At 71.6% G+C, this 20,251-nt stretch carries 19 protein-coding genes and 1 rRNA gene; 14 read left to right on the plus strand and 6 right to left on the minus strand.

All coding sequences use genetic code 11. The features are described from left to right. A 5S ribosomal RNA gene (gene rrf, locus ACZ7OH_RS48300) occupies nt 1–92 on the plus strand; the annotation flags it as partial. 91 nt (nt 93–183) lie between these two features. Here the strand turns inward: rrf and ACZ7OH_RS48305 are convergent. Next, on the minus strand, nt 184–627 hold the full coding sequence (locus ACZ7OH_RS48305; RefSeq protein WP_470287113.1) for an Lrp/AsnC family transcriptional regulator: 444 nt from the start codon (nt 625–627) through the stop codon (nt 184–186). Between the two features lie 111 nt (nt 628–738). On the opposite strand from ACZ7OH_RS48305, the gene ACZ7OH_RS48310 reads away from it, so the two are divergent. The 5 genes from ACZ7OH_RS48310 to ACZ7OH_RS48330 all read left to right on the plus strand — a co-directional run bounded on the left by ACZ7OH_RS48310 (nt 739) and on the right by ACZ7OH_RS48330 (nt 6,608). Next, nucleotides 739–1,167, plus strand: coding sequence for a rhodanese-like domain-containing protein (locus ACZ7OH_RS48310; RefSeq protein ID WP_470287114.1), 429 nt, complete (start codon nt 739–741; stop codon nt 1,165–1,167). A gap of 15 nt (nt 1,168–1,182) precedes the next feature. Continuing rightward, entirely contained in the window at nt 1,183–1,932 is a 750-nt protein-coding gene (locus tag ACZ7OH_RS48315; RefSeq protein ID WP_470287115.1) for a type 1 glutamine amidotransferase, read from the plus strand. A gap of 95 nt (nt 1,933–2,027) precedes the next feature. After that, nucleotides 2,028–3,161 carry an inorganic phosphate transporter gene (locus ACZ7OH_RS48320; RefSeq protein WP_470287116.1) on the plus strand — a complete coding sequence of 378 codons (1,134 nt, stop codon included), beginning with the start codon at nt 2,028–2,030 and terminating at the stop codon, nt 3,159–3,161. 30 nt (nt 3,162–3,191) lie between these two features. Next, nucleotides 3,192–6,167 (plus strand): bifunctional [glutamine synthetase] adenylyltransferase/[glutamine synthetase]-adenylyl-L-tyrosine phosphorylase, encoded by a 2,976-nt coding sequence (locus ACZ7OH_RS48325; protein WP_470287117.1) that lies wholly within the window; start codon nt 3,192–3,194, stop codon nt 6,165–6,167. A gap of 15 nt (nt 6,168–6,182) precedes the next feature. Then, the gene (locus ACZ7OH_RS48330; protein WP_400902008.1) at nt 6,183–6,608 is read left to right on the plus strand and encodes an acyl-CoA thioesterase; all 426 of its coding nucleotides are present in this window, start codon (nt 6,183–6,185) and stop codon (nt 6,606–6,608) included. A 554-nt stretch (nt 6,609–7,162) separates the two neighbouring features. On the opposite strand, the gene glnA is transcribed toward ACZ7OH_RS48330, so the two are convergent. Beyond that, complete coding sequence (glnA, locus tag ACZ7OH_RS48335; RefSeq protein ID WP_470287118.1) at nt 7,163–8,587, minus strand: type I glutamate--ammonia ligase; 1,425 nt, start codon at nt 8,585–8,587, stop codon at nt 7,163–7,165. A 270-nt stretch (nt 8,588–8,857) separates the two neighbouring features. On the opposite strand from glnA, the gene ACZ7OH_RS48340 reads away from it, so the two are divergent. Beyond that, entirely contained in the window at nt 8,858–9,247 is a 390-nt protein-coding gene (locus ACZ7OH_RS48340; protein ID WP_470287167.1) for an RDD family protein, read from the plus strand. 50 nt (nt 9,248–9,297) lie between these two features. Here the strand turns inward: ACZ7OH_RS48340 and ACZ7OH_RS48345 are convergent, their stop codons facing one another. Continuing rightward, nucleotides 9,298–10,026: a DUF4191 domain-containing protein gene (locus ACZ7OH_RS48345; RefSeq protein ID WP_400902012.1), complete on the minus strand. Its 729-nt coding sequence runs from the start codon at nt 10,024–10,026 to the stop codon at nt 9,298–9,300. Between the two features lie 56 nt (nt 10,027–10,082). Here ACZ7OH_RS48345 and ACZ7OH_RS48350 point away from each other — a divergent pair, with 56 nt between their 5' ends. The 6 genes from ACZ7OH_RS48350 (at nt 10,083) to ACZ7OH_RS48375 (ending at nt 15,814) form a co-directional block, all read left to right on the plus strand. Then, a complete protein-coding gene (locus ACZ7OH_RS48350; RefSeq protein ID WP_470287119.1) occupies nt 10,083–12,176 on the plus strand; it encodes an ATP-dependent DNA helicase UvrD2 in 2,094 nt (697 codons plus the stop codon). Between the two features lie 666 nt (nt 12,177–12,842). Next, complete coding sequence (locus ACZ7OH_RS48355; protein ID WP_400902016.1) at nt 12,843–13,100, plus strand: hypothetical protein; 258 nt, start codon at nt 12,843–12,845, stop codon at nt 13,098–13,100. Between the two features lie 150 nt (nt 13,101–13,250). Beyond that, on the plus strand, nt 13,251–13,607 hold the full coding sequence (locus tag ACZ7OH_RS48360; RefSeq protein WP_470287120.1) for a WhiB family transcriptional regulator: 357 nt from the start codon (nt 13,251–13,253) through the stop codon (nt 13,605–13,607). Continuing rightward, nucleotides 13,604–13,861, plus strand: coding sequence for a hypothetical protein (locus tag ACZ7OH_RS48365; protein WP_470287121.1), 258 nt, complete (start codon nt 13,604–13,606; stop codon nt 13,859–13,861). The genes ACZ7OH_RS48360 and ACZ7OH_RS48365 overlap by 4 nt, the downstream gene beginning before the upstream one ends. Nucleotides 13,862–14,759: 898 nt before the next feature. Next, the gene (locus ACZ7OH_RS48370; protein WP_470287168.1) at nt 14,760–15,632 is read left to right on the plus strand and encodes a class I SAM-dependent methyltransferase; all 873 of its coding nucleotides are present in this window, start codon (nt 14,760–14,762) and stop codon (nt 15,630–15,632) included. Then, complete coding sequence (locus ACZ7OH_RS48375; protein ID WP_470287122.1) at nt 15,629–15,814, plus strand: hypothetical protein; 186 nt, start codon at nt 15,629–15,631, stop codon at nt 15,812–15,814. Before ACZ7OH_RS48370 ends, ACZ7OH_RS48375 begins: the two co-directional genes overlap by 4 nt. Before the next feature lie 185 nt (nt 15,815–15,999). Here ACZ7OH_RS48375 and ACZ7OH_RS48380 read toward each other — a convergent pair whose 3' ends face one another. From ACZ7OH_RS48380 to ACZ7OH_RS48390, 3 genes are all read right to left on the minus strand, one after another. Continuing rightward, entirely contained in the window at nt 16,000–16,884 is an 885-nt protein-coding gene (locus ACZ7OH_RS48380) for a hypothetical protein (protein ID WP_470287169.1), read from the minus strand. Between the two features lie 162 nt (nt 16,885–17,046). Beyond that, nucleotides 17,047–18,387 carry an ABC1 kinase family protein gene (locus ACZ7OH_RS48385; protein WP_470287123.1) on the minus strand — a complete coding sequence of 447 codons (1,341 nt, stop codon included), beginning with the start codon at nt 18,385–18,387 and terminating at the stop codon, nt 17,047–17,049. Nucleotides 18,388–18,447: 60 nt separating this feature from the next. Next, nucleotides 18,448–19,494, minus strand: coding sequence for a hypothetical protein (locus ACZ7OH_RS48390; RefSeq protein ID WP_470287124.1), 1,047 nt, complete (start codon nt 19,492–19,494; stop codon nt 18,448–18,450). A gap of 230 nt (nt 19,495–19,724) precedes the next feature. Between ACZ7OH_RS48390 and ACZ7OH_RS48395 the strand changes: the two genes are divergently transcribed. Beyond that, complete coding sequence (locus ACZ7OH_RS48395; protein WP_470287125.1) at nt 19,725–20,234, plus strand: M48 metallopeptidase family protein; 510 nt, start codon at nt 19,725–19,727, stop codon at nt 20,232–20,234. Nucleotides 20,235–20,251: the final 17 nt, after the last annotated feature.

The following is a 20,251-nucleotide window of genomic DNA, read 5'->3' on the forward strand; positions in this document are numbered from 1 at the left end:
CGCCCGGTCCCATTCCGAACCCGGAAGCTAAGCCTGACAGCGCCGATGGTACTGCAACCGAAGGGTTGTGGGAGAGTAGGACACCGCCGAACTTATTTTGGGGAAGGGCCTGGGCCCGGTTGAGACGCAAGTCTCCCGGCCCAGGGCCTTTTCTTATGCCCGCATCCACTCGAGCGGTCAGACCTAGCGCGGCCGCGGCGCCGGCCGGTTCCGCAGCGGCGACGACAGCACCAGCGACGTCGTCGTCTCGCCGTACCGCTGCACCTTCTCCACCAGCGACTCCAGCTCTGCCGTGTCCCGGCACAGCACCCGCAGGATCCAGCACTCGTCCCCGGTGATGTGGTCGGCGGCGACGACCTGCGGCAGCGGCAGCACCGCCGTCCGGAACCGCGGCGTGTCGAGGCTCCGCACCCGGGCGCGCACCATCGCCTCGATCGGCAACCCCAGCTTCGCCGTGTCCACCCGAGCTGCGTAGCCCGTGATCACCCCGCGCTCCTCGAGGCGGCGCACCCGCTCCGTCACCGCCGAACCGGACAGCGACACCCGGCGGCCCAGCTCCGAAAAGCTCAGCCGGCCGTCCTCCTGGAGGAGCTCCAGCAGGTGCCAGTCGACGTCGTCGAGGTCCACCGTGATTCTCCAAGTCGAACCGGGCCAGAAGAGAGGAAATCCCGGCCGGGCCGGGCTCCCACCCCGATTCTGCCCTGTGCCGGAACCCTCGCCACCAGCAGGATTTACCCCATGACACGCATCCTCGCCGTTCCCGCCCCGGCCCCGGAGGCCGCCACGCAGTACTTCGGCGCCGAACTCGCCTTCGAGGTCGACCCCGATGACCTCGTCCGCGACCTCGAGGCCGGCCACACCGACGGCTACGTGATCGTCGAGACGCGCGCGCCCGAGGCCTTCGCCCAGGCTCGCATCCCCGGCGCGGTCAACCTGCCCTACCGGGACATGACGGCCGAGAGCACGAAGCACCTCGACCGGGACGTCGTCTACGTCTGCTACTGCGAGAGCGTCAACTGCAACGCCGCCACCAAGGGCGCCCTCAAGCTCGCCCAGCTCGGCTTCCAGGTCAAACGGCTCTCCGGCGGCATCACCGCCTGGATCGCGGCCGGCTACCCCGTCGAGGGAGGGCAAGCCGCCACCCCGGGAATCCGCTGCGTCTGCTGACCTACCCTGAAAAGCGTGACACGACTGCTCATCATCCAGCCGGACGCGTCGGACCCGCTCGGCCCCCTCGGCGGCTGGCTCACCGACGCCGGCGCGGAGCTGGTCGTCCGGCTCCCGCCGAACGACGAACTGCCCGCCGACCCCGACGGCTACCAGGGGGTCGTCTGCCTCGGCGGCGGCATGGCCGCGGAAGACGACGCGAAGCACCCCTGGCTCGCCGACGTCCGGCGGCTGCTGGCGAAAGCCGCGACGAAGCGGATCCCGACCCTGGGGATCTGCCTCGGCGCGCAGCTGCTGGCCGTCGCGGCCGGGGGCCGCGTCGAGGTCGGGCCGGACGGGCCCGAGGTCGGGCCGCACCTCGTCGCCAAGAAGGACGCGGCGTGGACCGACCCGCTCTTCGCCGACCTGCCGCTCATGCAGGACGTCCTGCAGTTCCACAACGACGCGATCACCCGGCTCCCGCCCGGCGCCGAGCTGCTCGCTTCCGCGCCGCTGTACCAAAACCAGGCGTTCCGGTTCAACCGGTGTGTCTACGGTGTCCAGTTCCACATCGAGACGACGCCCCTCGTCGTCGAGAGCTGGGCCGCCGACGAGCCCGAGATGGCGGAATTCGCCCGTCCGGGTTCACTCGAGCACGACGCGTTGATCACCGTCCACACCGACATCGAGGAGACCTGGCGCCCGTTCGCGCAGCGGTTCGTCCGGTTGGCCGCCGGGGAGCTCGAGCCCGCCGCCGACAGTCAACGTTCGTTACCGCTGGCTTAACGGCAAGTGTCACAATAAGCAACGGCCTGTTAACGCCAGGCGTCACCCTTCAGGTACCTTGCGGGAGGAGTCCCCACAAGGGTTCGGAGGTCGGGGTGGAGCCCTCGTTGCTGGTCGTGCTCGTCGTCGTCACGGCCTTGGTTTTCGATTTCACGAACGGGTTCCACGACACCGCGAACTCGATGGCGACGTCGATCGCGACCGGGGCCCTCAAACCCCGCGTCGCCGTCGCGATCTCCGCGGTGCTGAACCTGGTCGGCGCGTTCCTGTCGGTGGAGGTCGCCAAGACGATCTCCAGCGGCCTGGTGGACGACACGAAGATCGGCCCGTCGATCGTCTTCGGCGGGCTGATCGGCGCGATCGTCTGGAACCTCGTCACGTGGTTCGTCGGCTTGCCGTCGAGCTCGTCGCACGCCCTGTTCGGCGGCCTGATCGGCGCCACCTGGATCTCGGCGGGCACCGACTCGGTCCACTTCGGAAAGATCGTCGAGAAGGTCCTCCTCCCGGCCGCCGCGAGCCCGGTGATCGCCGGGCTCGTCGCGATGGTCGTGACGTACCTCGTCTACCGCTTCCTCGTCCGCGGCCGCCCGGCCACGCGCGGGTTCAAGGTCGGCCAGGTCGTCTCGGCGTCGCTCGTCTCGCTCGCGCACGGCACCAACGACGCGCAGAAGACGATGGGCGTCATCACGCTGACGCTCGTCAGCGCCGGCAGCCTGCCCGCGGGCGCGGCACCACCCGTCTGGGTGATCATCAGCGCCGCCTGCGCCCTCGCGGCGGGCACCTACCTCGGTGGCTGGCGCATCACCCACACCCTCGGCAAGGGCCTGACCGACATCGAAGGCCCGCAGGGCTTCGCCGCCCAGACGAGCTCGGCGCTGGTCATCCTGATCTCGTCGCGGCTCGGTTTCCCGCTGTCGACGACGCACGTGTGCTCCGGTGGGATCGTCGGCTCCGGCGTCGGCCGCCGCGAAGCCCCGGTGCGCTGGCGGATGGCGGGCCGGATGGTGATCGCGTGGCTGTTCACGCTGCCGGCCGCCGCGATCGTCGGCGCGATCTCCGGCAAGATCGCCTCGCTCGGCGCCGCGGGCACGATCGCCGTCGGGGTCGTCGGAATCGGTGTCGGGGGCGGGATCTGGCTGCTTTCCCGCCGGCACCCCGTCACCGCGCACAGCTTCCAGGTGCCCGAGCCGACGCCGGCCGGGACCGAACCGGGTCGGCTGGCCGCCTGAGCCAGGCCCCGCGGGATACGGTGGTCGGTGATGGCAGACCGCGCGCGAACGACCGCTTCGGCGGCGAGGTACGGCTTCACCGACTCCCGTGCCGAGGGTCAGTTGCGCGCGGCCGGCTGGTGGGACGACGCAGGTCCGGTCGAGGCCGCCGCCGACGTCCTCGCGGCGTTGTCCCGCGCCGCCGACCCGGACCTCGCGCTGCGCGGGATCGACCGGATCCGCGAGGCCGACGACGGCGAGTGGACCCGGCTCGACGAGCAGCTGCGCGCCAACCGGACGTTGCGCGGCCGTCTCTTCGGCGTGCTCGGGACGTCGAGCGCACTCGCCGACTTCCTCGCCGCGAACCCCGCGCAGTGGCAGTCGCTCCTCGGCGACAAGTGCACGGATTCCGCCTGCTACCGCGAAAACCTGCGCACGGCGCTCGTGCGCGCCGACGGTTCGGTGCTCACCCGCACCGAGGCCGAGCAGGCCCTGAAGGTCGCCTACCGCGGCCAGCTGCTCGGCATCGCCGCCGCTGACCTGGGGCACCTCGTCGAGGCCGGGCTCGAGCACCCGCACTACGCCGAGGTCGCGGCCCAGCTGACCGAGCTGGCCGAGGCCGCGCTCGCCGCCGGGCTCGTCGTCGCCGAGGCCGAGGTCGGCGCGTCCGCCGAAGGCAACTTGGCGATCATCGCCATGGGCAAGTGCGGTGGGCGCGAGCTCAACTACGTCAGCGACGTCGACGTCATCTTCGTCGGCGCGGACGACCTCGGCGTCTCGACGCGGCTGGCCAGCACGATGATGCGGGTCGTCGACAAGGCGTGCTTCGAGGTCGACGCCGCGCTGCGCCCCGAAGGCAAGGCCGGCGCGCTCGTCCGCACGCTGGAAAGCCACCAGGGCTACTACAAGAAGTGGGCCAAGACCTGGGAGTTCCAGGCGCTGCTCAAAGCGCGTCCGGTGGCCGGCGACGCCGAGCTCGGGCGCCTGTACGCCGAGATGGTCGCGCCGCTGGTGTGGTCGGCGGCCGATCGCGAGAACTTCGTCGGCGAGGTGCAGCAGATGCGCCGCCGCGTCGAGGGGCACGTGCCGTCCGAGCACGCCGAGCGGGAGCTGAAGCTGGGCCGCGGCGGGCTGCGGGACGTCGAGTTCGCCGTCCAGCTGCTGCAGCTGGTGCACGGCCGCGTCGACGCGGACCTGCGCTCACCGTCCACGATGGACGCGCTCGCCGCGCTCGGCGAAGGCGGCTACGTCGGCCGGCAGGACGCGGCCGAGCTGGGCGCGTCGTACGAGTTCCTGCGGATGCTCGAGCACCGGCTGCAGCTGCGGCGGCTGCGCCGGACGCACCTGTTCCCCGCGACGTCCGACACCGCCGAGCTGCGAATTCTCGCCCGGGCCAGCGGGATCAAGGCCGGCGGCGGCAAGAGCCAGGGCGAAGCGCTGCTCGCGGAGTTCCGCAAGCACGGCAAGGGCATCCGCCGCCTGCACGAGAAGATCTTCTACCGGCCGCTGCTGCAGTCCGTCGCGAACGTGCCGACCGAGGCGCTGCGCCTGACGACCAAGCAGGCCGCCAGCCGGCTGGCCGCGCTCGGTTACACCGCGCCCGATGGCGCGCTGCAGCACATCAAGGCCCTCACGTCCGGCGTCTCGCGCCGCGCGGCGATCCAGCAGGCGCTGCTGCCGGTGCTGCTCGACCTCCTGGCCGACACGCCCGACCCCGACGGCGGGCTGCTGTCGTACCGCAAGGTGTCCGAGGCCCTGGAGGACACGCCGTGGTACCTGCGGGTCCTGCGCGACGAAGGCACGGTCGTCGAGAACCTCGCGTTCCTGCTCGGCACGTCCCGGCTGGTGCCCGACCTGCTGGTCCGCGCGCCGGAGGTGCTGCGGCTGCTCGGTGACCCGGCCCGGCTGCTGGGTCGCACGCCGGCCGAGGTGGCGACGTCGCTGCGGGCCGCCGTCCGGCGTCAGCCGGGGTTGAACGCCGCCGTCGCCGCCGCGCGGTCGCTGCGGCGGCACGAAATGCTGCGGATCGCGTGCGCGGACCTGCTCGGCCTGCTCGACGTGCCCGCGGTGTGCGAAGCGCTGTCTTCGGTTTGGGTCGCGGTGCTGCAGGGCGCGCTGGCCGCGGCGTTCCGCAAGCGCCAGGCGGAGCTGGGCAAGACCCCCGCGCGCATCGCGGTGATCGGGATGGGCCGCCTCGGCGGCGCCGAGCTCGGCTACGGCTCCGACGCCGACGTCCTCTTCGTGTGCGAGCCGTCCGAAGGGGTCTCGGACGCCGACGCGGTGAAGTTCGCTTCCTCGGTCGCGGAGACGGTCCGGAAGATGCTGGGCGCGCCGAGCTCGGACCTGGCCCTGGAGGTCGACGCCGACCTGCGGCCGGAAGGGCGGAGCGGGCCGCTGGTGCGGACGCTGGAGTCGTACCGCACGTACTACGCGCGCTGGGGCGAGGTGTGGGAGGCGCAGGCGTTGCTGCGCGCCCGGTTCGTCGCGGGCGACGACGAGCTCGGCGAGCGGTTCATCGCGATGATCGACCCGATCCGCTACCCGGAGGGTGGGCTGGACGGGACGAAGGCGCGCGAGATCCGCCGCATCAAGGCGCGGGTGGAGACCGAGCGCATGCCGCGCGGCGCCGACCCGACGCGTCACACGAAACTGGGCCGCGGCGGCCTCGCCGACGTCGAGTGGACGGTCCAGCTCCTGCAGCTGCAGCACGCTGGCTCGATCCCGGGCCTGCGCACGACGTCGACGCTCGACGCGCTGGCGTGCCTGCCGGAGGCGGGGCTGGCGACGGAGTCCGAAGCGGACTCGCTGCGGGAGGCGTGGCTGCTGGCGACGCGGGTGCGCAACGCGGGGATGCTGGTGCGCGGCAAGGCGGTCGACGAGGTCCCGGGTTCGGGCCGCGACCTGGCGGCGGTGGCGAGGGTCCTGGGCCAGTCCGCGGCCGACGACCCGGGCGAGTTCCTGGACACCTACCGCCGCATCACGCGCCGGGCGCACACGGTGGTGGAGCACCTGTTCTACGAAGCGTGACCTACAGTGGGGCGGGTGACCGATCGAGAGCCGTTCCGGACCCGGATCAAGGTCCGGCACTACGAGCTGGACACCCTGGGCCACCTGAACCACGCCGTCTACCACTCGTACGGCGAGGTATCCCGCCTGGAGCTGCTGGAGGCGGCCGGTGCGCTCGAGGGGCTTCCGGGAGTGGCGTCGGTGCTGCTGGAAACGCACGTGGTGTTCCGCCGCGAGCTGCGAGCGGGCGACGAGGTCGACGTGACGTGCGACGTGAAGTTCGGCAGCGGCAAGACGTTCTCGATGGACTCGAACATCTACAAGACCGACGGCACACTGGCGGCGGAGATCACCTGCACGCTGGGCCTGATGGACCTGAAGCTCCGCAAGCTGGTACCGGACCCACGAGGCCACTTCGAAGCCGCGGGCGCGGACTTGAAGCTGATGTCGACGTCGGAATGAAGAAACGCCGGTGGCGAGGGCTTTTCGCTCCTCGCCACCGGCGTGTCCGTCGCCGTTGGTAGTTGTTGGTCAACTCCGGCACCCGCTTGACGGTCCGGAGCCGGCTTAACTGCTGCCTTCGCCGCCACGCATGGCCAGCGCCGACTGCGAGCCGATCTTCGTCACGATGCGGAGACCACGAAAGAGCTTGCTGAGGGTCCGGCTGCCCAGGTGAAGCTCCTGGAACACGTGAACTGGCAGATCGATCGGCGGCGGCGCACTGAGGGCGAAGGCAGCAGGTACATACCCGGTGTGGCCTTGGGGTTCGCCCTTGCCGCGAGATCGCTGAGGAAGGCGCGTCAGTTCCCTGCGGCGTCGTCTGAAGTGGCCGACGGCAACTGACCCACGTCGAAGGGTTCCGCGAGACGGCTGAGCGAGGTGGCAAGTGCATAAGGAACGGGACGGCGGTCGGGGTGTTCCCCTCGACCGCCGTCCCGTGTCTGGTGGGCCGTCACCTGGTGACGGCCTGGCCGGGGCTCCGACCAGTGAAACCCCTGGTCAAAGCCCCGCGCCGATCACACGTCGTAGTACAGGCTGAACTCGTACGGGTGCGGGCGCAGCCGCAGCGGGTCGATCTCGTTCTCGCGCTTGTACGAGATCCACGTCTCGATCACGTCCGGCGTGAACACGCCGCCCTCGAGCAGGTACTCGTGGTCCGCTTCCAGCGTGTCCAGCACCGTGCCCAGGTCGCCCGGGACGAGCTTGACGTCCTTGGCCTCCTCCGGCGGGAGCTCGTACAGGTCCTTGTCGATCGGCTCCGGCGGCTCGATCTTGTTCTTGATGCCGTCGAGGCCGGCCATCATCATCGCCGAGAACGCCAGGTACGGGTTGCCCGAGGAGTCCGGGCAGCGGAACTCGGCGCGCTTGGCCTTCGGGTTGTTGCCCGTGATCGGGATGCGGACGCAGGCCGAGCGGTTGCGCTGCGAGTAGACCAGCGAAACCGGGGCCTCGAAGCCCGGGACCAGGCGGTGGTAGGAGTTCACCGTCGGGTTCGTGAAGGCCAGCAGGCTCGGGGCGTGCTTGAGCAGGCCGCCGATGTAGTGGCGCGCGGTGTCCGACAGGCCGGCGTAGCCCGACTCGTCGTGGAACAGCGGCTGGCCGTCCTTCCACAGCGACTGGTGGCAGTGCATGCCCGAGCCGTTGTCGCCGGCGAGGGGCTTCGGCATGAACGTCGCCGTCTTGCCCGCCGCGAACACCGTGTTCTTCACGACGTACTTGAACAGCTGCAGGTCGTCGGCCGCGTGCAGCAGCGTGTTGAACTTGTAGTTGATCTCGGTCTGGCCGGCGGTGCCCACCTCGTGGTGCGCGCGCTCGATCTCGAAACCGATGTTCGTCAGGTTGCGGACGATGTCGTCGCGCAGGTCGGCGAAGTGGTCGACCGGCGGGACGGGGAAGTAGCCGCCCTTGAACTTCGTCTTGTAACCCTGGTTGCCGCCCACCTCGTCGGCGCCGGTGTTCCACCAGCCTTCGACCGAGTCGATCTCGTGGAAGGAGGCGTGCTCCGCGGAGTCGAAGCGGATCGAGTCGAAGATGTAGAACTCGGCTTCGGGACCGAAGTACACGTTGTCGGCGACGCCGTACTCGGCGATGTACTGCTCGGCCTTGCGCGCGATGTTGCGCGGGTCGCGGCTGTACGCCTCACGGGTGAACGGGTCGTGCACGAAGAAGTTGAGCGCGAGCGTCTTCGCCTTGCGGAACGGGTCGATCCGCGCGGTCGCCGCGTCCGGCAGGAGGAGCATGTCGGACTCGTGGATGGACTGGAAGCCGCGCACCGAGCTGCCGTCGAACGCGAGACCCTCTTCGAAAGCCTCTTCCGTGAAGGCCTTGGCGGGGACCGTGAAGTGCTGCATCACGCCGGGCAGGTCGCAGAACTGGACGTCGATGACTTCGACGTCCTCATCGGCGATGAGGCGCTGGATGTCGTCTGGAGTAGTGGGCACCCTCGGTGACTCCTTCTCGTTCGAGCTCGTACGGCAGTGCTCTCTTCGGCTCACGCTAAGAGGGCGGTGTTGCCCGACCGTCACCCGTATGTTTCGCGGGTGTTAACGGGTGGGTGGATACCGGCTATCCGACCAGGGCGGATGTGGTCCGCGCCACCGGCATACCCTGGATGGGTGGCGAGATGGACCGGTGAATGGCTGCCCGGCACCGGCGAGGGCCGGCAGGACGTTGATCAGCACGAGTCGCGCTGGCCCGGCGAGAAGTTCGGTTTGCCCGAATCCGGCGTCGGCTCGGCGGCGAGCGGTGGCGCTCGGCTGCTGGGACTGATCGTCGACCTCGTCATCGCCGCCCTGGTCACGGCCATTTTCCTGCACCCCAGCCTGCAGGACCCGGCCGCGATGCAGGCCTTCAACCTCTGGTCCGGCGGCGTGTGGGCGGTCATCTCGGTGATCTCCGCCGGCTTCTTCGGCTTCACTCCCGGTATGGGCGTCGTCGGCATCCGCGTCGCCCGCCTCGACGGCGCGGCGCTGGTCGGCCCGCCCCGCGCGCTGGTCCGGGCGGTGCTGACGTTCGTGATCATCCCCGCGGCGGTCCGCAACGCCGACGGCCGCAGCTGGCTCGACCGGCTCACCGGCACCGTCGTCATCAAGATGCGCTGAACGACGAAGGCCCCGTCCGGACCGGACGGGGCCTTCGTCGTGCGTGCGGGTCAGCGACGGCGGATCGTGCGCTGGACGTTGCGCATCTTCGCGCCGGCCGGCATCGGGCCCTTCGGCATCGCCGCGCCGCGGTTGCCGAGCGCGGCCAGCTTCGCCTCCAGCGCGTCGACCTGGGCCGGCTTGAGGTTGCGCGGCAGCTTCATCAGGAAGCCCTGCAGCTTCTTCAGCGGGATCTGGCCCTCTTCGTGGCCGATCGTCACGTCGTAGATCGGCGTGTCGCCGACCAGGCGGGAGACGCGCTTCTTCTCCTGGGCGAGCAGCGTCTTGACGCGGTGCGACGCGCCTTCGGCGACGAGCACCACACCCGGGCCGCCGAGCACGCGGTGCACGGCGTCGAGCTGCGTCGTCGCCGCGACGGTCGGCGTCACCTTCCAGCGGCCGCGCAGGTTCTCCAGCGCCCACGCCGCGGCGCCGGGCTGGCCGTCGGCCTTCGAGTAGACCGTCTTCTGGACGCGCCGGCCGAAGATGATCATGGCGAGGAGGCCGCCGAGCACCAGGCCCAGCGGCAACAGCACCCACTGCGCGTTGAAGAAGAACCCGATCCCGAACAAGACGCCCGCGACGACGACGATCGACCCGACCATCCACGGGATGAGCCACGGGTCTTCCTTGCGCTGCATCTTGAAGGCCTCGAAGAGCTGGCCACGGCGTGCCTTGCTCGCCGCGCGCTTCTCCTTCTTGGCCTGCTTGGCCGCTTCCTTGTCCTGCTGTCCCGCCATATGACCAGGATACGGCCGCGTGCCCCTGCCCCGATTCCCCGTCCCCCTCTGCGAGGATGCGGGACGTGACCGGCGTACTTCCCCCCAAGAGCGTGACCCGTCTGCTGGATGGTCTCGACCCCGAGCAGCGCGCCGCCGCCAGTGCCCCGCGGGGGCCGGTCTGCGTGCTCGCCGGCGCCGGCACGGGCAAGACCCGGACGATCACCCACCGGATCGCCCACCTCGTCCGGTCCGGGCACGTTTCCGCCGGTCAGGTGCTCGCCGTCACGTTCACGACGCGCGCCGCGGGGGAGATGCGGACCCGGCTGCGCGGCCTCGGCGTCGAGGCGGCGCAGGCGCTGACGTTCCACGCCGCCGCCCGCCGCCAGCTGCGCTACTTCTGGCCGCGCGTGGTCGGCGACCGGCCGTGGGACCTGATGGACAACAAGCTTCGGTTCGTCGGCCAGGCCGCGAACCGGCACCGGCTCGGCACCGAGGTCGAGGTCCTGCGCGACCTGGCGAGCGAGATCGAGTGGGCGAAGGCGTCCCTCGTCAGCCCGGAGGACTACCCGGCCGTCACCGCGCGCGCCCAGCGCGACATCGCGGCGCCGGCGGCGCAGATCGCCGAGGTCTACCGGACGTACGAAGAGCTGAAGAACGCGGCGCAGGTGCTCGACTTCGACGACCTCCTGCTGCACACGACGGCGGTCCTCGAGGAGCACGGCGTCGTCGCCGAGGAGTTCCGCGACCGGTACCGCTGCTTCGTCGTCGACGAGTACCAGGACGTGACGCCGCTGCAGCAGCGCCTGCTCGACGCGTGGCTCGGCGGGCGCGACGATCTGACTGTCGTCGGCGACGCCAACCAGACCATCTACTCCTTCGGCGGCGCGTCGCCGAAGTCGCTGCTCGAGTTCACGCGGCGCTACCCGGACGCCACCGTCGTCCGGCTCGAGCGCGACTACCGGTCGACGCCCGAGGTCGTCTCGCTGGCCAACCGGGTGATCGGCGCGGCGCGCGGGCGGCCGGCGGGGTCGCGGCTGAAGCTGATCGGCCAGCGGCCGTCCGGGCCGGAACCGCGGTTCGCCGAGTTCGACGACGAGGCGGTCGAGGCCGAAGCCGTCGCCCGGCGGGTGCGCGAGCTGCTGGACGGCGGCGTCGCGGCGAGCGAGATCGCGGTGCTGTACCGGGTGAACGCGCAGTCGGAGGCGTACGAGTCGGCGCTGGCCGAGGCCGGCATCCCGTACCTGGTCCGCGGCGGCGAGCGGTTCTTCAACCGGACCGAGGTCCGCCAGGCGATGTCGGCCCTGCGCGCGGCGAGCGGCGACGGCAGCTCCGACCTGGTCACGACGGTCCGGTCGGTGCTCGCCCGAGTCGGGCTCACGGAGTCGCCGCCGGCCGGTGGCGCGGCGAAGGAACGGTGGGACGCGCTCCTGGCGATCGTCGAGCTGGCGGAGGAGCTGGCGTCGACGGTCGAGGACGCGGACCTGCCGCGCTTCTGCGCGGAGCTGGACCAGCGCGCGGCGGCCCAGCACCCGCCGACGGTCGAGGGCGTGACGCTGGCGTCGCTGCACGCGGCGAAGGGCCTGGAGTGGGACGCGGTGTTCCTGGTCGGCCTGGCCGAGGGAACGATGCCGATCCTCCACGCGGGCGACGACGAGGCGGCGATCGAGGAGGAGCGCCGGCTGTTCTACGTCGGCGTGACGCGGGCGCGCGAGCACTTGTGGCTGTCATGGGCGCTGGCGAGGACGCCGGGCGGCCGCCGCAACCGCCGGCGCAGCCGGTTCTTGTACGGCCTGATCCCGGAGGACCACCCGGCCGCCCGTGCGGCCCGAACCCAGCAGAAGCCCTCGACGCCGGTCAAGACGCGCTGCCGAGTGTGCGGCGGCCCCCTGCTGGAGACGATCGACGTCAAGCTGGGCCGGTGCGGGCGGTGCCCGTCCACTGTGGACGAGGGGCTGTTGGAGCGCCTGAAGTCGTGGCGTGGGGATCGGGCGAGGGAGCTGAAGGTGCCGGCGTTCGTGGTTTTCACGGACGCGACGTTGATGGCGATAGCCGAGCAACGCCCGACGGACGAGGCGGCGCTGGTGTCGATCTCGGGGATCGGAGCGACGAAGCTCGAGCGGTTCGGTGAGGAGATCCTCGGGGTGGTCCGAGCCGCGGCGCAGCCCTGAGCCGGTTCGGCTCGGTCCGGCACGGTTCGTAGTCGTGCCGGTCGGCTGGGCCCGGTGGCTCGCTGGCCTTGGGGTTACTTGGCCGCACCGAGCTGGGCGCGTGGGAGCGGCCGGCAGTGGGCTCGCCCCGGGCGGTCGTGCGCAGGGCCGGCTGGGTCCTCGTGGGGTCGGGGCGGTCCGGTTCGGTCCCGGTGGTGCCTGGTCCGAGCAGCCGCGCCGGGCCGGTACGTGGTCGGATGGCCGATCTGGTTGGACCCTGGCGATCGTGGCGGGGTCGCGGCGCGCGATCGGCTGGCGGTCTCGCGGCAGCCTGGCGGTCGCCGGGGTCGGCGCGCGGTTCGGCTCGGGCGTTCGTGCGCGCGGTGGGGTCGTTGTGCGCGGCTCGGCCGCGCCGGCGTTCCGGGTGGGTGGAGCCGTCGGCGGCGGCCGTGTCGTTCGGGGGCGCCCGTGCTGTGTTGACCGCGTCCGGGCCATGATCCACGCGGCGAACCCGCTGCTCAGGGGCGATCTTCGTATCTTCGAGGATTTTCCCGTTAATTGAGTTGCCCCGGTGTGGTGGGGGGCAATAACCTGCCAGTACCGAGCCCGAAGGGCTCGGCTGGGGATCCACGTGACAGCGCCGCTCGGCGGCCGTGTGTGCAGAGTACAGAAGGAGGTGCCGGTGAAATGATCAGCAACATGACGCTCACGAACCCGGGCACCCGTCTGTCCTGCGCCGCGGAAGTCTCGGCTGCTCAGCGCCCGGGCACCGGTGTGTCCGTGAGCGCGCACGAGATCCGTGGCATGCGTCGCGTCGAGCGGCGTTGGGCCACCGGTGTTGTCGTCTTCGGGACGCAGGGCGTTCTCGCCGCGTACCCGCAGGCCGATCTGCCGACCATCAAGCAGTTCCGTGTTCCGTTGTCGATACGGGAGCGAAGTTCCTGACCTAGTCAGGACACGAGGCTCACGAAGGCCGCGGAACCGGAAACCCCGGATCCGCGGCCTTCGTGTTTTTGGCTGCACAACCCAAGAGGACCAGCATTGCCCAGCTCCATCTCCCAACCGAAAACCCGTACGACACAAGGAGGAACTGCCATGTCTTCGGCCATCGCCTACACCTCGGGTGAGGCAATATTCGCCGACCTGCTCGACCCCATCGCCGTGCCGGACGCGGCTCTGCCCTGCCGTTCGGGCGACGCGGACCTGTGGTTCGCCGAGTCCCCGGCCGAGCTCGAGCGCGCGAAGGCGCAGTGCGCCGACTGCCCGGTCCGCGAGGCCTGCCTCGCGGGTGCCCTGGCCCGGCGCGAGCCCTGGGGCGTCTGGGGCGGCGAGATCTTCGAGCGCGGCGTCGTGATCGCGCGCAAGCGGCCCCGTGGCCGCCCGCGCAAGAACACCGCAGTCGAGCCCGCCGCGGCCAAGGCCCGCGGCGATCACCGGAGCGCCGCCGCATGAGCGTCGAACCGGTCACCGCGAAGGACTACGAAGCGCGGATTTGCCGTCCGCAGCTGCAACTGACGAAGACCGAGATCGAGGAGATCAGCGAGATGTTGCTTTACGAAGAACTGTCCAGGGCCCGAATACGGGATCTGGAGGAAGGGGTCCGCGCCCAGCGGGCCCGAGGTAACGCGCGTGCTGTACGCCGGTGGACGCGGGTAGCCCGATGGGCGAGTCGCCGCGCGGAGCGGTACCAGCTGGACCAGGACTGAGCGCAGGCCCCTGCCGCCCTCCGGGCGGCGGGGGCTTTGTGCTGGTCAGCCGGTTTCTCGGGTGCGCCAGCGGGGGCTGGCCATGCGGCCGCCGGTGCTCTGCGTGCAACTCGGGCGGGCGCTTGCGGTGGTCGGCGGGTACGCGGGCAACGGCCAGCGCTCTGCCGTGGGTCGGCCGGGCGCTGCCGCTGTGCTCGCAACTGAGCGGTGGGGCCTTGTGTCGGTCAGCGGCACGTGGCTGCCGCCAGCGGGCCTTTCGACGGCCAGGGGAGCGATGGCGGCGCTCGCGGCCGGCGGCCGTGCGATGGCCAGCCGGGTACTGCCGCCCTACCGGCCGGCCAGCGGGGATTCGGCGACCGGGGCGGGGGCTGCTCATGGTCGCCGACCGCGTGGTGGTTGCTGAGCGCTGCCGCTGTTCTTGCAACTGAGCGGCGGGGCGTTGTGTCGGTGATCCGGTCGCGGGCATCGCCAGCGGGGCTTCCGGCGGTCAAAGGGAGCGCTGGTGACGCCCCGCGGCCGGTGGTTGTCGGTGGGGCGGCCGGTCTCTGTCGCTGCGGCTACAGAGACTGGTGGCTTGCGTTGGTTAGCGGTGCCTGGGTACGCCGGGGACTGGGGCCGGACGGGGCTGCGGCGGGAGCAGCCTGTGGCCGTGCGGGGTCGCCGGACGGGCTGCGGCGGGAGCGGCTTGTGGCCATGCAGGGTCGTCGACCGGGCTGCCAGCGGGGGTGACCTGTGGCCGTGCGGGGTCGCCGACCGGGGCTGCGGCGGGGGTGGCCTGTGGCCGGGCGGGGTTGCTGCTGGGATGGCCCGCGGCCTTGCGGAACGGTGGTCACTGGGCGGGCTTGGGCTGGCTGCCTTAGGTGCCGTTCGTGTGGGGTTGCTGGTGTTCAATGGGGTGATGTCCGCACATACCCATGACGACATCGACTGGGCTGGCCGGCTTGCTCAGCTGCGCATGGCCGATGCCCTCGATGCTGGGGCTCTCGCGCCTGTTGCTCGGCGGTTGCTTGAGCGTGTGGCCGGGGCGCCTACCGTTCTTGATGTCGGGTGTGGGGCCGGGGGGATGAGCGTTCTCTTCGCGCGTGAGCTTGCCCGTCGGGGCGGGGGCACCGTTGTGCTGCTTGATGCCACCTCTGCGCTGCTCGGCGAGGCTCAGCGGGCCGTGCGGGAGGCTGCCGGTGGGGACGTCGAGGTTGTTGGTGTGCACGGGGACCTTGCCGATTCTCGGCTGGCCGGGCGCGTGCCTGCTCCCGACCTGGTGTGGGCGTCGGGCGTTGTGCACCACGTTGGTGATCAGCAGGCCGCCTTGTGCGCTCTGGCCGGGCTCTTGCGGCCCGGTGGGGTGCTTGCCGTCGGCGAGGGTGGGCTTGAAATGCGGTGCCTCCCTTGGGATGTCGGGGTGGCGCGGCCCGGGCTGGAGCAGCGGTTGCTCGCCGCGCGAGGTGAATGGTTCGCCGGGATGCGGGCCGGGCTGCCCGGCAGCGTTGCCATGCCCTACGGCTGGCCGCGGGCTCTTCGCGAGGCCGGGCTCGAGGACGTCGAGTCGTTCGGTGCGCTCATCGATCACCCCATGCCGGGCTCGGACCTGTTGCGTGAGTACGTCGTGCACCGGATCGGGTGGCTTGCCGAGTGGGCCGGGGACCGGCTCGACGCCGATGATCGCGCGGCCGTCGCCGCGCTGATCGATCCGGACGGGCCGGACTTTCTCGGCCGGCGTGACGACCTGTTCCTGTTCGGTGCCAAGGCGATCCACTGTGGACGGTTGCCGTGAGCGCGCCGGAGCCGGTCGTGTGCACGCGCTGCGGCCGGACCCGCGGCGCCGACGACGACCCCGCTACGGCGCTCGCCTGGGTGTCCAGCCGCGAGCGGGGTGCGCTCACCTGGCTGTGCCCGGGCTGCGCGCGGCAGCACGTGCGCGACATCGAGGGCAAGCTGCCCGACGAATACTGGTGATCGGTCGCCGCGGACGCTCCTGACGGTTTGAGCGGTCGCGCGTTCGGCTGCCGGACGGCTGGTGCGCGCCCGCTGAGCGACCGGGCTGACTGCGCGCGAATTGGCGGGTGTTCTGGCGGCCGGACGGGTGGCGCGCGCGGGCGGGTGCGTTCTTGGGGCTGCCGGTTGGTGCGGTGGGCTGCTCGTCATGCCGCGTCTCCGATCGGGGTCATCGGGACCGCTCGGACCTTGGGACGCGGGGTGCGGGACGCGTCGCCGAATGCCTTCGCCAGCTCTTGGGCCACCTCGCGGGGGACCTGCCTCAGCTGGCGGACCGTGCAACGGACCAGGACGATCCCCGTCGCCGCCAGGGCCAGGTGGGAGAACCCGCCGGTGCCCGGGCTGCAGCGGTACTGCCAGGCCAGGCCGAGCTCGTCCCACCACGCGTCCGCGTCGCCGATGCGACGGCCGCGGCGGTCGCAGATCGTCACGTCCCAGGTCGGCGCGGGCAGGCGGGCCATGTCCATGACCTGCGCCGCCAGGCCGTGGGCCTGGATCGGCCCCTCGTCGAGCTCGCGGAGCACCTTCCGGACCGACGCCGTGCCGCGCTGGGGCCCCTCCGCCAGCTCGGTCAGCAGTTCCTCGCGGTCGCACAGGCCCCAGTAGAGCGGGAGCGTCAGCAGGTGCCGGATCCGCGCGGGGTCGGGCTCGGCCCTCGCCAGGTCGAGTGCGGCGCGCGCCGGCGGGGCGAACGACAGCCGGTCGACCACGACCGGCTCCGGCATCCGGGCCGTGCGCGTCGCGCTGACGCCTTCGCAGGGCGCCACCCGGCAGTGGTCGGGCACCAGCAGCCGGATCTCGCCGTCCGCCGGGCACTGCACGCCGTGGGCCCGCAACGCGTCGGCGCCCGTGATCACCACCCGCGGGCCGTAGCGCACCAGCGCCGCGTGCAGCCGCTGCTGCCGCGTCGGGGTGCTGTTGCGCAGCAGGACGACACCGGGGTGCAGGCGGCGCCACGGCCCGCCGGGGCCGCAGAGCCGCCGGGTTCTTCGGTCGGAGACCCCGGCTTTTCGCAGTTGTTCGAGGTTCATCACCTCGCACGCGCCGGGGTTACTGAGGGCCAGTGGATCGGTGCACTGAGTAGCAGTCATGAACCGAGCATGACGGCTCGGCCAACCGGGTGGAACCCCGTTCCCCGCAGCTGTGGACAACTCGCCGGAATCCGTCCGTTCACGGCCCGGCCTGTGGACAACTCAGGCGGCGAATCCGGGCTGCCAGCGTTCCACGATGCCTCGCGCCGGGATCTCCGCGTCGAGCTGGCAGAGGATGCCCGTCGACCCGGCCGTGACGCGGTGGATCATCAGGTACTCGGGCGGCAGGTTGAGCGACCGCCCGACCCGGAAGTCGTTGCCGCGGCTGTCGCCGACCCGCCAGGCCTGCCTCTGCATCCACTTGCGCGTGAAGTGGAAGGTCGGCTCGGCCAGCGGCTCGGTGAACGGCGCCAGGTACGTGAGCACCTCGTCCGCGGTCAGGTCGCTGTCGGGCCGGATGAACCGGTTCTCCCGCAGCACGCGCATGAGCTCGGCGGACTCGCCGTCGAGGGCCAGCCGCGTCATCTCGCCCAGGTGGCGGGGGATGCCGTCGGGCAGCCGGGCCACGCCGCCGAAGTCGATGACGCACAGCCGGTCGTCCCCGGTGATCATGAAGTTGCCCGGGTGCGGGTCCGAGTGCAGCAGGTGGACGCGCTCGGGGGACGAGTAGTGGAACTCGGCCAGCAGCCGGCCCGCCAGGTTCCGCGTCTCGCGGTCGCCGTCCGCGATGACCTTGGACAACGGGGTGCCGGTCGCCCACTCGGTCACGACGACCTTCGGCGCGCTGGCCACCACGCGCGGCACCAGGATGCCGGGATCGCCGTCGAACGCCTTCGCGAAAGCGCGCTGGTGCTCGGCCTCGGCCTGGTAGTCGAGCTCCTCGTTCATCCGCTCGGCGAGCTCGGCCAGCAGCGGCTTGACCTCGGTGCCGGGCACGAACGCCTGGAACAGCCTGCTGAACCGCTGCAGCTGCCGCAGGTCGCTGCGCAACGCCTCGTCGGCGCCGGGGTACTGGACCTTGACCGCGACCTCGCGGCCGTCGTGCCAGACCGCGCGGTGCACCTGGCCGATGCTCGCGGCCGCCGCCGGCTCGTCGTCGAACGAGGCGAACCGGCTGGTCCAGGTGCGGCCCAGCTGCTCGGCGAGCACGCGCTGGGTCTGCCGGGCCGGCATCGGCGGCGCCGCGGCCTGCAGCTTCGTCAGCGCCTCGCGGTAGGGCTTCGCCATGTCGTCCGGCACCGCCGCCTCGAACACGCTCAAGGCCTGGCCGAACTTCATCGCGCCGCCCTTGAGCGTGCCGAGCACCTCGAACAGCTGCTCGGCGGCCTTCGCCGACAGGGTCGCGTTGACCTGCTCCGCGCTCTGGCCGGCCAGCCGCTTGCCCCACCCGCCGACGGCGCGCCCGGCGATCCCGAGCGGAAGACTGGCGAGCTTGGCCGTGCGGGCGGCACCCTTGCGCGGCATCGCGGTGTCACGATCGCCTGGGTCGCGGAAGTCGGTCACCCTCGCGATTCTGCCTTGCGTCCTCGGCGGCGCGCAGCCTGCTCGCGGCGAGTTAGTGGTCTACGTCTCCTGTCGCACCGCCGGGGCGCCGCACCCGCACCGGGCGTGCGGGGGCCAGCCGCGGTGGCGGATGCGGCCGTCGAAGGCGTCGATCTCGAGGGTGGCGTTCCACGTCGGCGGCGGTGGTTCCGCGGGCGAGAGCAGCCGCATGGCCTGGGCGACGGCCAGCGACGCGCAGGCGTGAACCGCGCCGAGGTCGGGCCGCTGGTGCCGGCCGGTCAGCTGGCCGGCGACGCGGGGCCAGCACGGGTCGAGGTCGGTCCGGTGCAGGTCGGCACACCGCAGGCAGGAGCTGCGGCCCGGCACCACGAGCGGGCCGACGATGGCCGTGCCGTCGCGGACCCGGGCGAGCAGGTGCGTGACGCCGTCCGCCATCAGCTCGGCGACGACCTCCGGCGCGGGGACGACGGCGTCGGTGAGCAGCGCCAGCTCGGGGTACCGGTCGTGCAGGCGGGTGACGCGTACGTCGGGGTCGACGCGGCGGAGCAGGTCGCCGAGGGCCTGCCGCCGCGGCCGGCCCAGGTCGGCGTCGGTGAAGCCGGTGCCCAGGTCGTGCTCGGTCACGGTGCCGGGTAGTTCGAGCTCGACGTGGCCGATTCCGGCGTTGGCCAGCAGGACGGCGACCGCGACCGCCACCCGGCCGTCGCCGTGCACCGTGATCGCTGCGGCGCGGCGCCGGTCCGCCAGCGCGGGGTGGTGGTGGCGGGCGCGCAGGGACCAGAGGCCGGTTTCGCCGCGGAAGCCCGGGCCGTGCGGATCACCCGCGTCGGTGACCAGGCCGAGCGCGGTCAGCTGCCGGAGGAGGGTCAGCAGCTGATCACGGTGTTCGCTCTCGGCGAGCAAAAGCCGTTCGACGGGCTTGCTGCCGTCCAGTTCGCGCACCCGCTCGACGAGGTCGGGTGGCAGCCCTTCGACGATCACGCCGTGACGCGGGTCGAGCCCGAGCTGGATCTCCCGCGGCCCGCGTTCGAGCACGGTGATGCCCGGGAGCAGGGCGGGATGGGCCGGCAGGAGCACCGGTGGCATGTCCGCGGTGGAGAGGATCATGTCCGCAGGATGGCATCCGAGGGCGTCCGTCGAGCCCCGGAAGGCGCCGGATCGGCCGAGTTGTCCACAAGTGAAGAAGCCTGTGGACAACTCGTGTCTGTGACCTCAACGCGCTCGGAGTTGTCGGTGCCTGGCCTTACCGTTGTCGGGTGGTCGAAGCACGGACGCCCTCGCTGAGAGGCAGGGGGGATACGAACCCCCCGTCGGACACACCTGGACACAAGGTCGAAGTGCGGCGCAGCCAGCGCCGGCACCGGACGGTCACCGCGTATTGGAAGGACGACACGCTGGTCGTGCTCATCCCCGCGCGGATGACCAGGGCGGAGGAGAAACACTGGGTCGCCGAGATGGAGCGCAAGCTGCAGCGCGCGGAACCACGTCGGCCGGCGCCCCCGAAGACGTCGGACGAAGTCCTGCTGGCGCGCTGCACGCTGCTGTCGGGGAAGTACCTGGACGGCGCCGCGGTGCCGGCGAGCGTCCGCTGGGTGCCGCCGATGCGCACGCGGTGGGCGTCCTGCACGCCGGTCGACGCGACGATCCGGGTCAGCGACCGGCTGCGGAAGGTCCCTCCTTGGGTGCTGGACTACGTGCTGGTCCACGAGCTGGCGCACCTGCGCGAGCCCGGGCATGACGCGGCGTTCTGGTCGCTGGTGCGGCGGTACCCGAAGATGGACCGGGCGATGGGGTACCTCGAGGGGTTGGCCGCTGCCGCCGGGTGGGGGATCGATACCGAAGAGTGAATGATGGGTAGCCGGGG

This window comes from Amycolatopsis sp. NPDC114478 (assembly GCF_055633805.1).

Excerpts from the sequence above, each read along its gene's own strand:
- ACZ7OH_RS48310 (WP_470287114.1), top strand. The coding sequence starts at position 739 with ATGACACGCATCCTCGCCGTTCCCGCCCCGGCCCCGGAGGCCGCCACG.
- ACZ7OH_RS48325 (WP_470287117.1), top strand. The coding sequence starts at position 3,192 with ATGGCAGACCGCGCGCGAACGACCGCTTCGGCGGCGAGGTACGGCTTC.
- ACZ7OH_RS48345 (WP_400902012.1), bottom strand. The coding sequence starts at position 10,026 with ATGGCGGGACAGCAGGACAAGGAAGCGGCCAAGCAGGCCAAGAAGGAG.
- ACZ7OH_RS48350 (WP_470287119.1), top strand. The coding sequence starts at position 10,083 with ATGCGGGACGTGACCGGCGTACTTCCCCCCAAGAGCGTGACCCGTCTG.
- ACZ7OH_RS48355 (WP_400902016.1), top strand. The coding sequence starts at position 12,843 with ATGATCAGCAACATGACGCTCACGAACCCGGGCACCCGTCTGTCCTGC.
- ACZ7OH_RS48360 (WP_470287120.1), top strand. The coding sequence starts at position 13,251 with ATGTCTTCGGCCATCGCCTACACCTCGGGTGAGGCAATATTCGCCGAC.
- ACZ7OH_RS48365 (WP_470287121.1), top strand. The coding sequence starts at position 13,604 with ATGAGCGTCGAACCGGTCACCGCGAAGGACTACGAAGCGCGGATTTGC.
- ACZ7OH_RS48370 (WP_470287168.1), top strand. The coding sequence starts at position 14,760 with ATGTCCGCACATACCCATGACGACATCGACTGGGCTGGCCGGCTTGCT.
- ACZ7OH_RS48380 (WP_470287169.1), bottom strand. The coding sequence starts at position 16,884 with ATGAACCTCGAACAACTGCGAAAAGCCGGGGTCTCCGACCGAAGAACC.
- ACZ7OH_RS48390 (WP_470287124.1), bottom strand. The coding sequence starts at position 19,494 with ATGATCCTCTCCACCGCGGACATGCCACCGGTGCTCCTGCCGGCCCAT.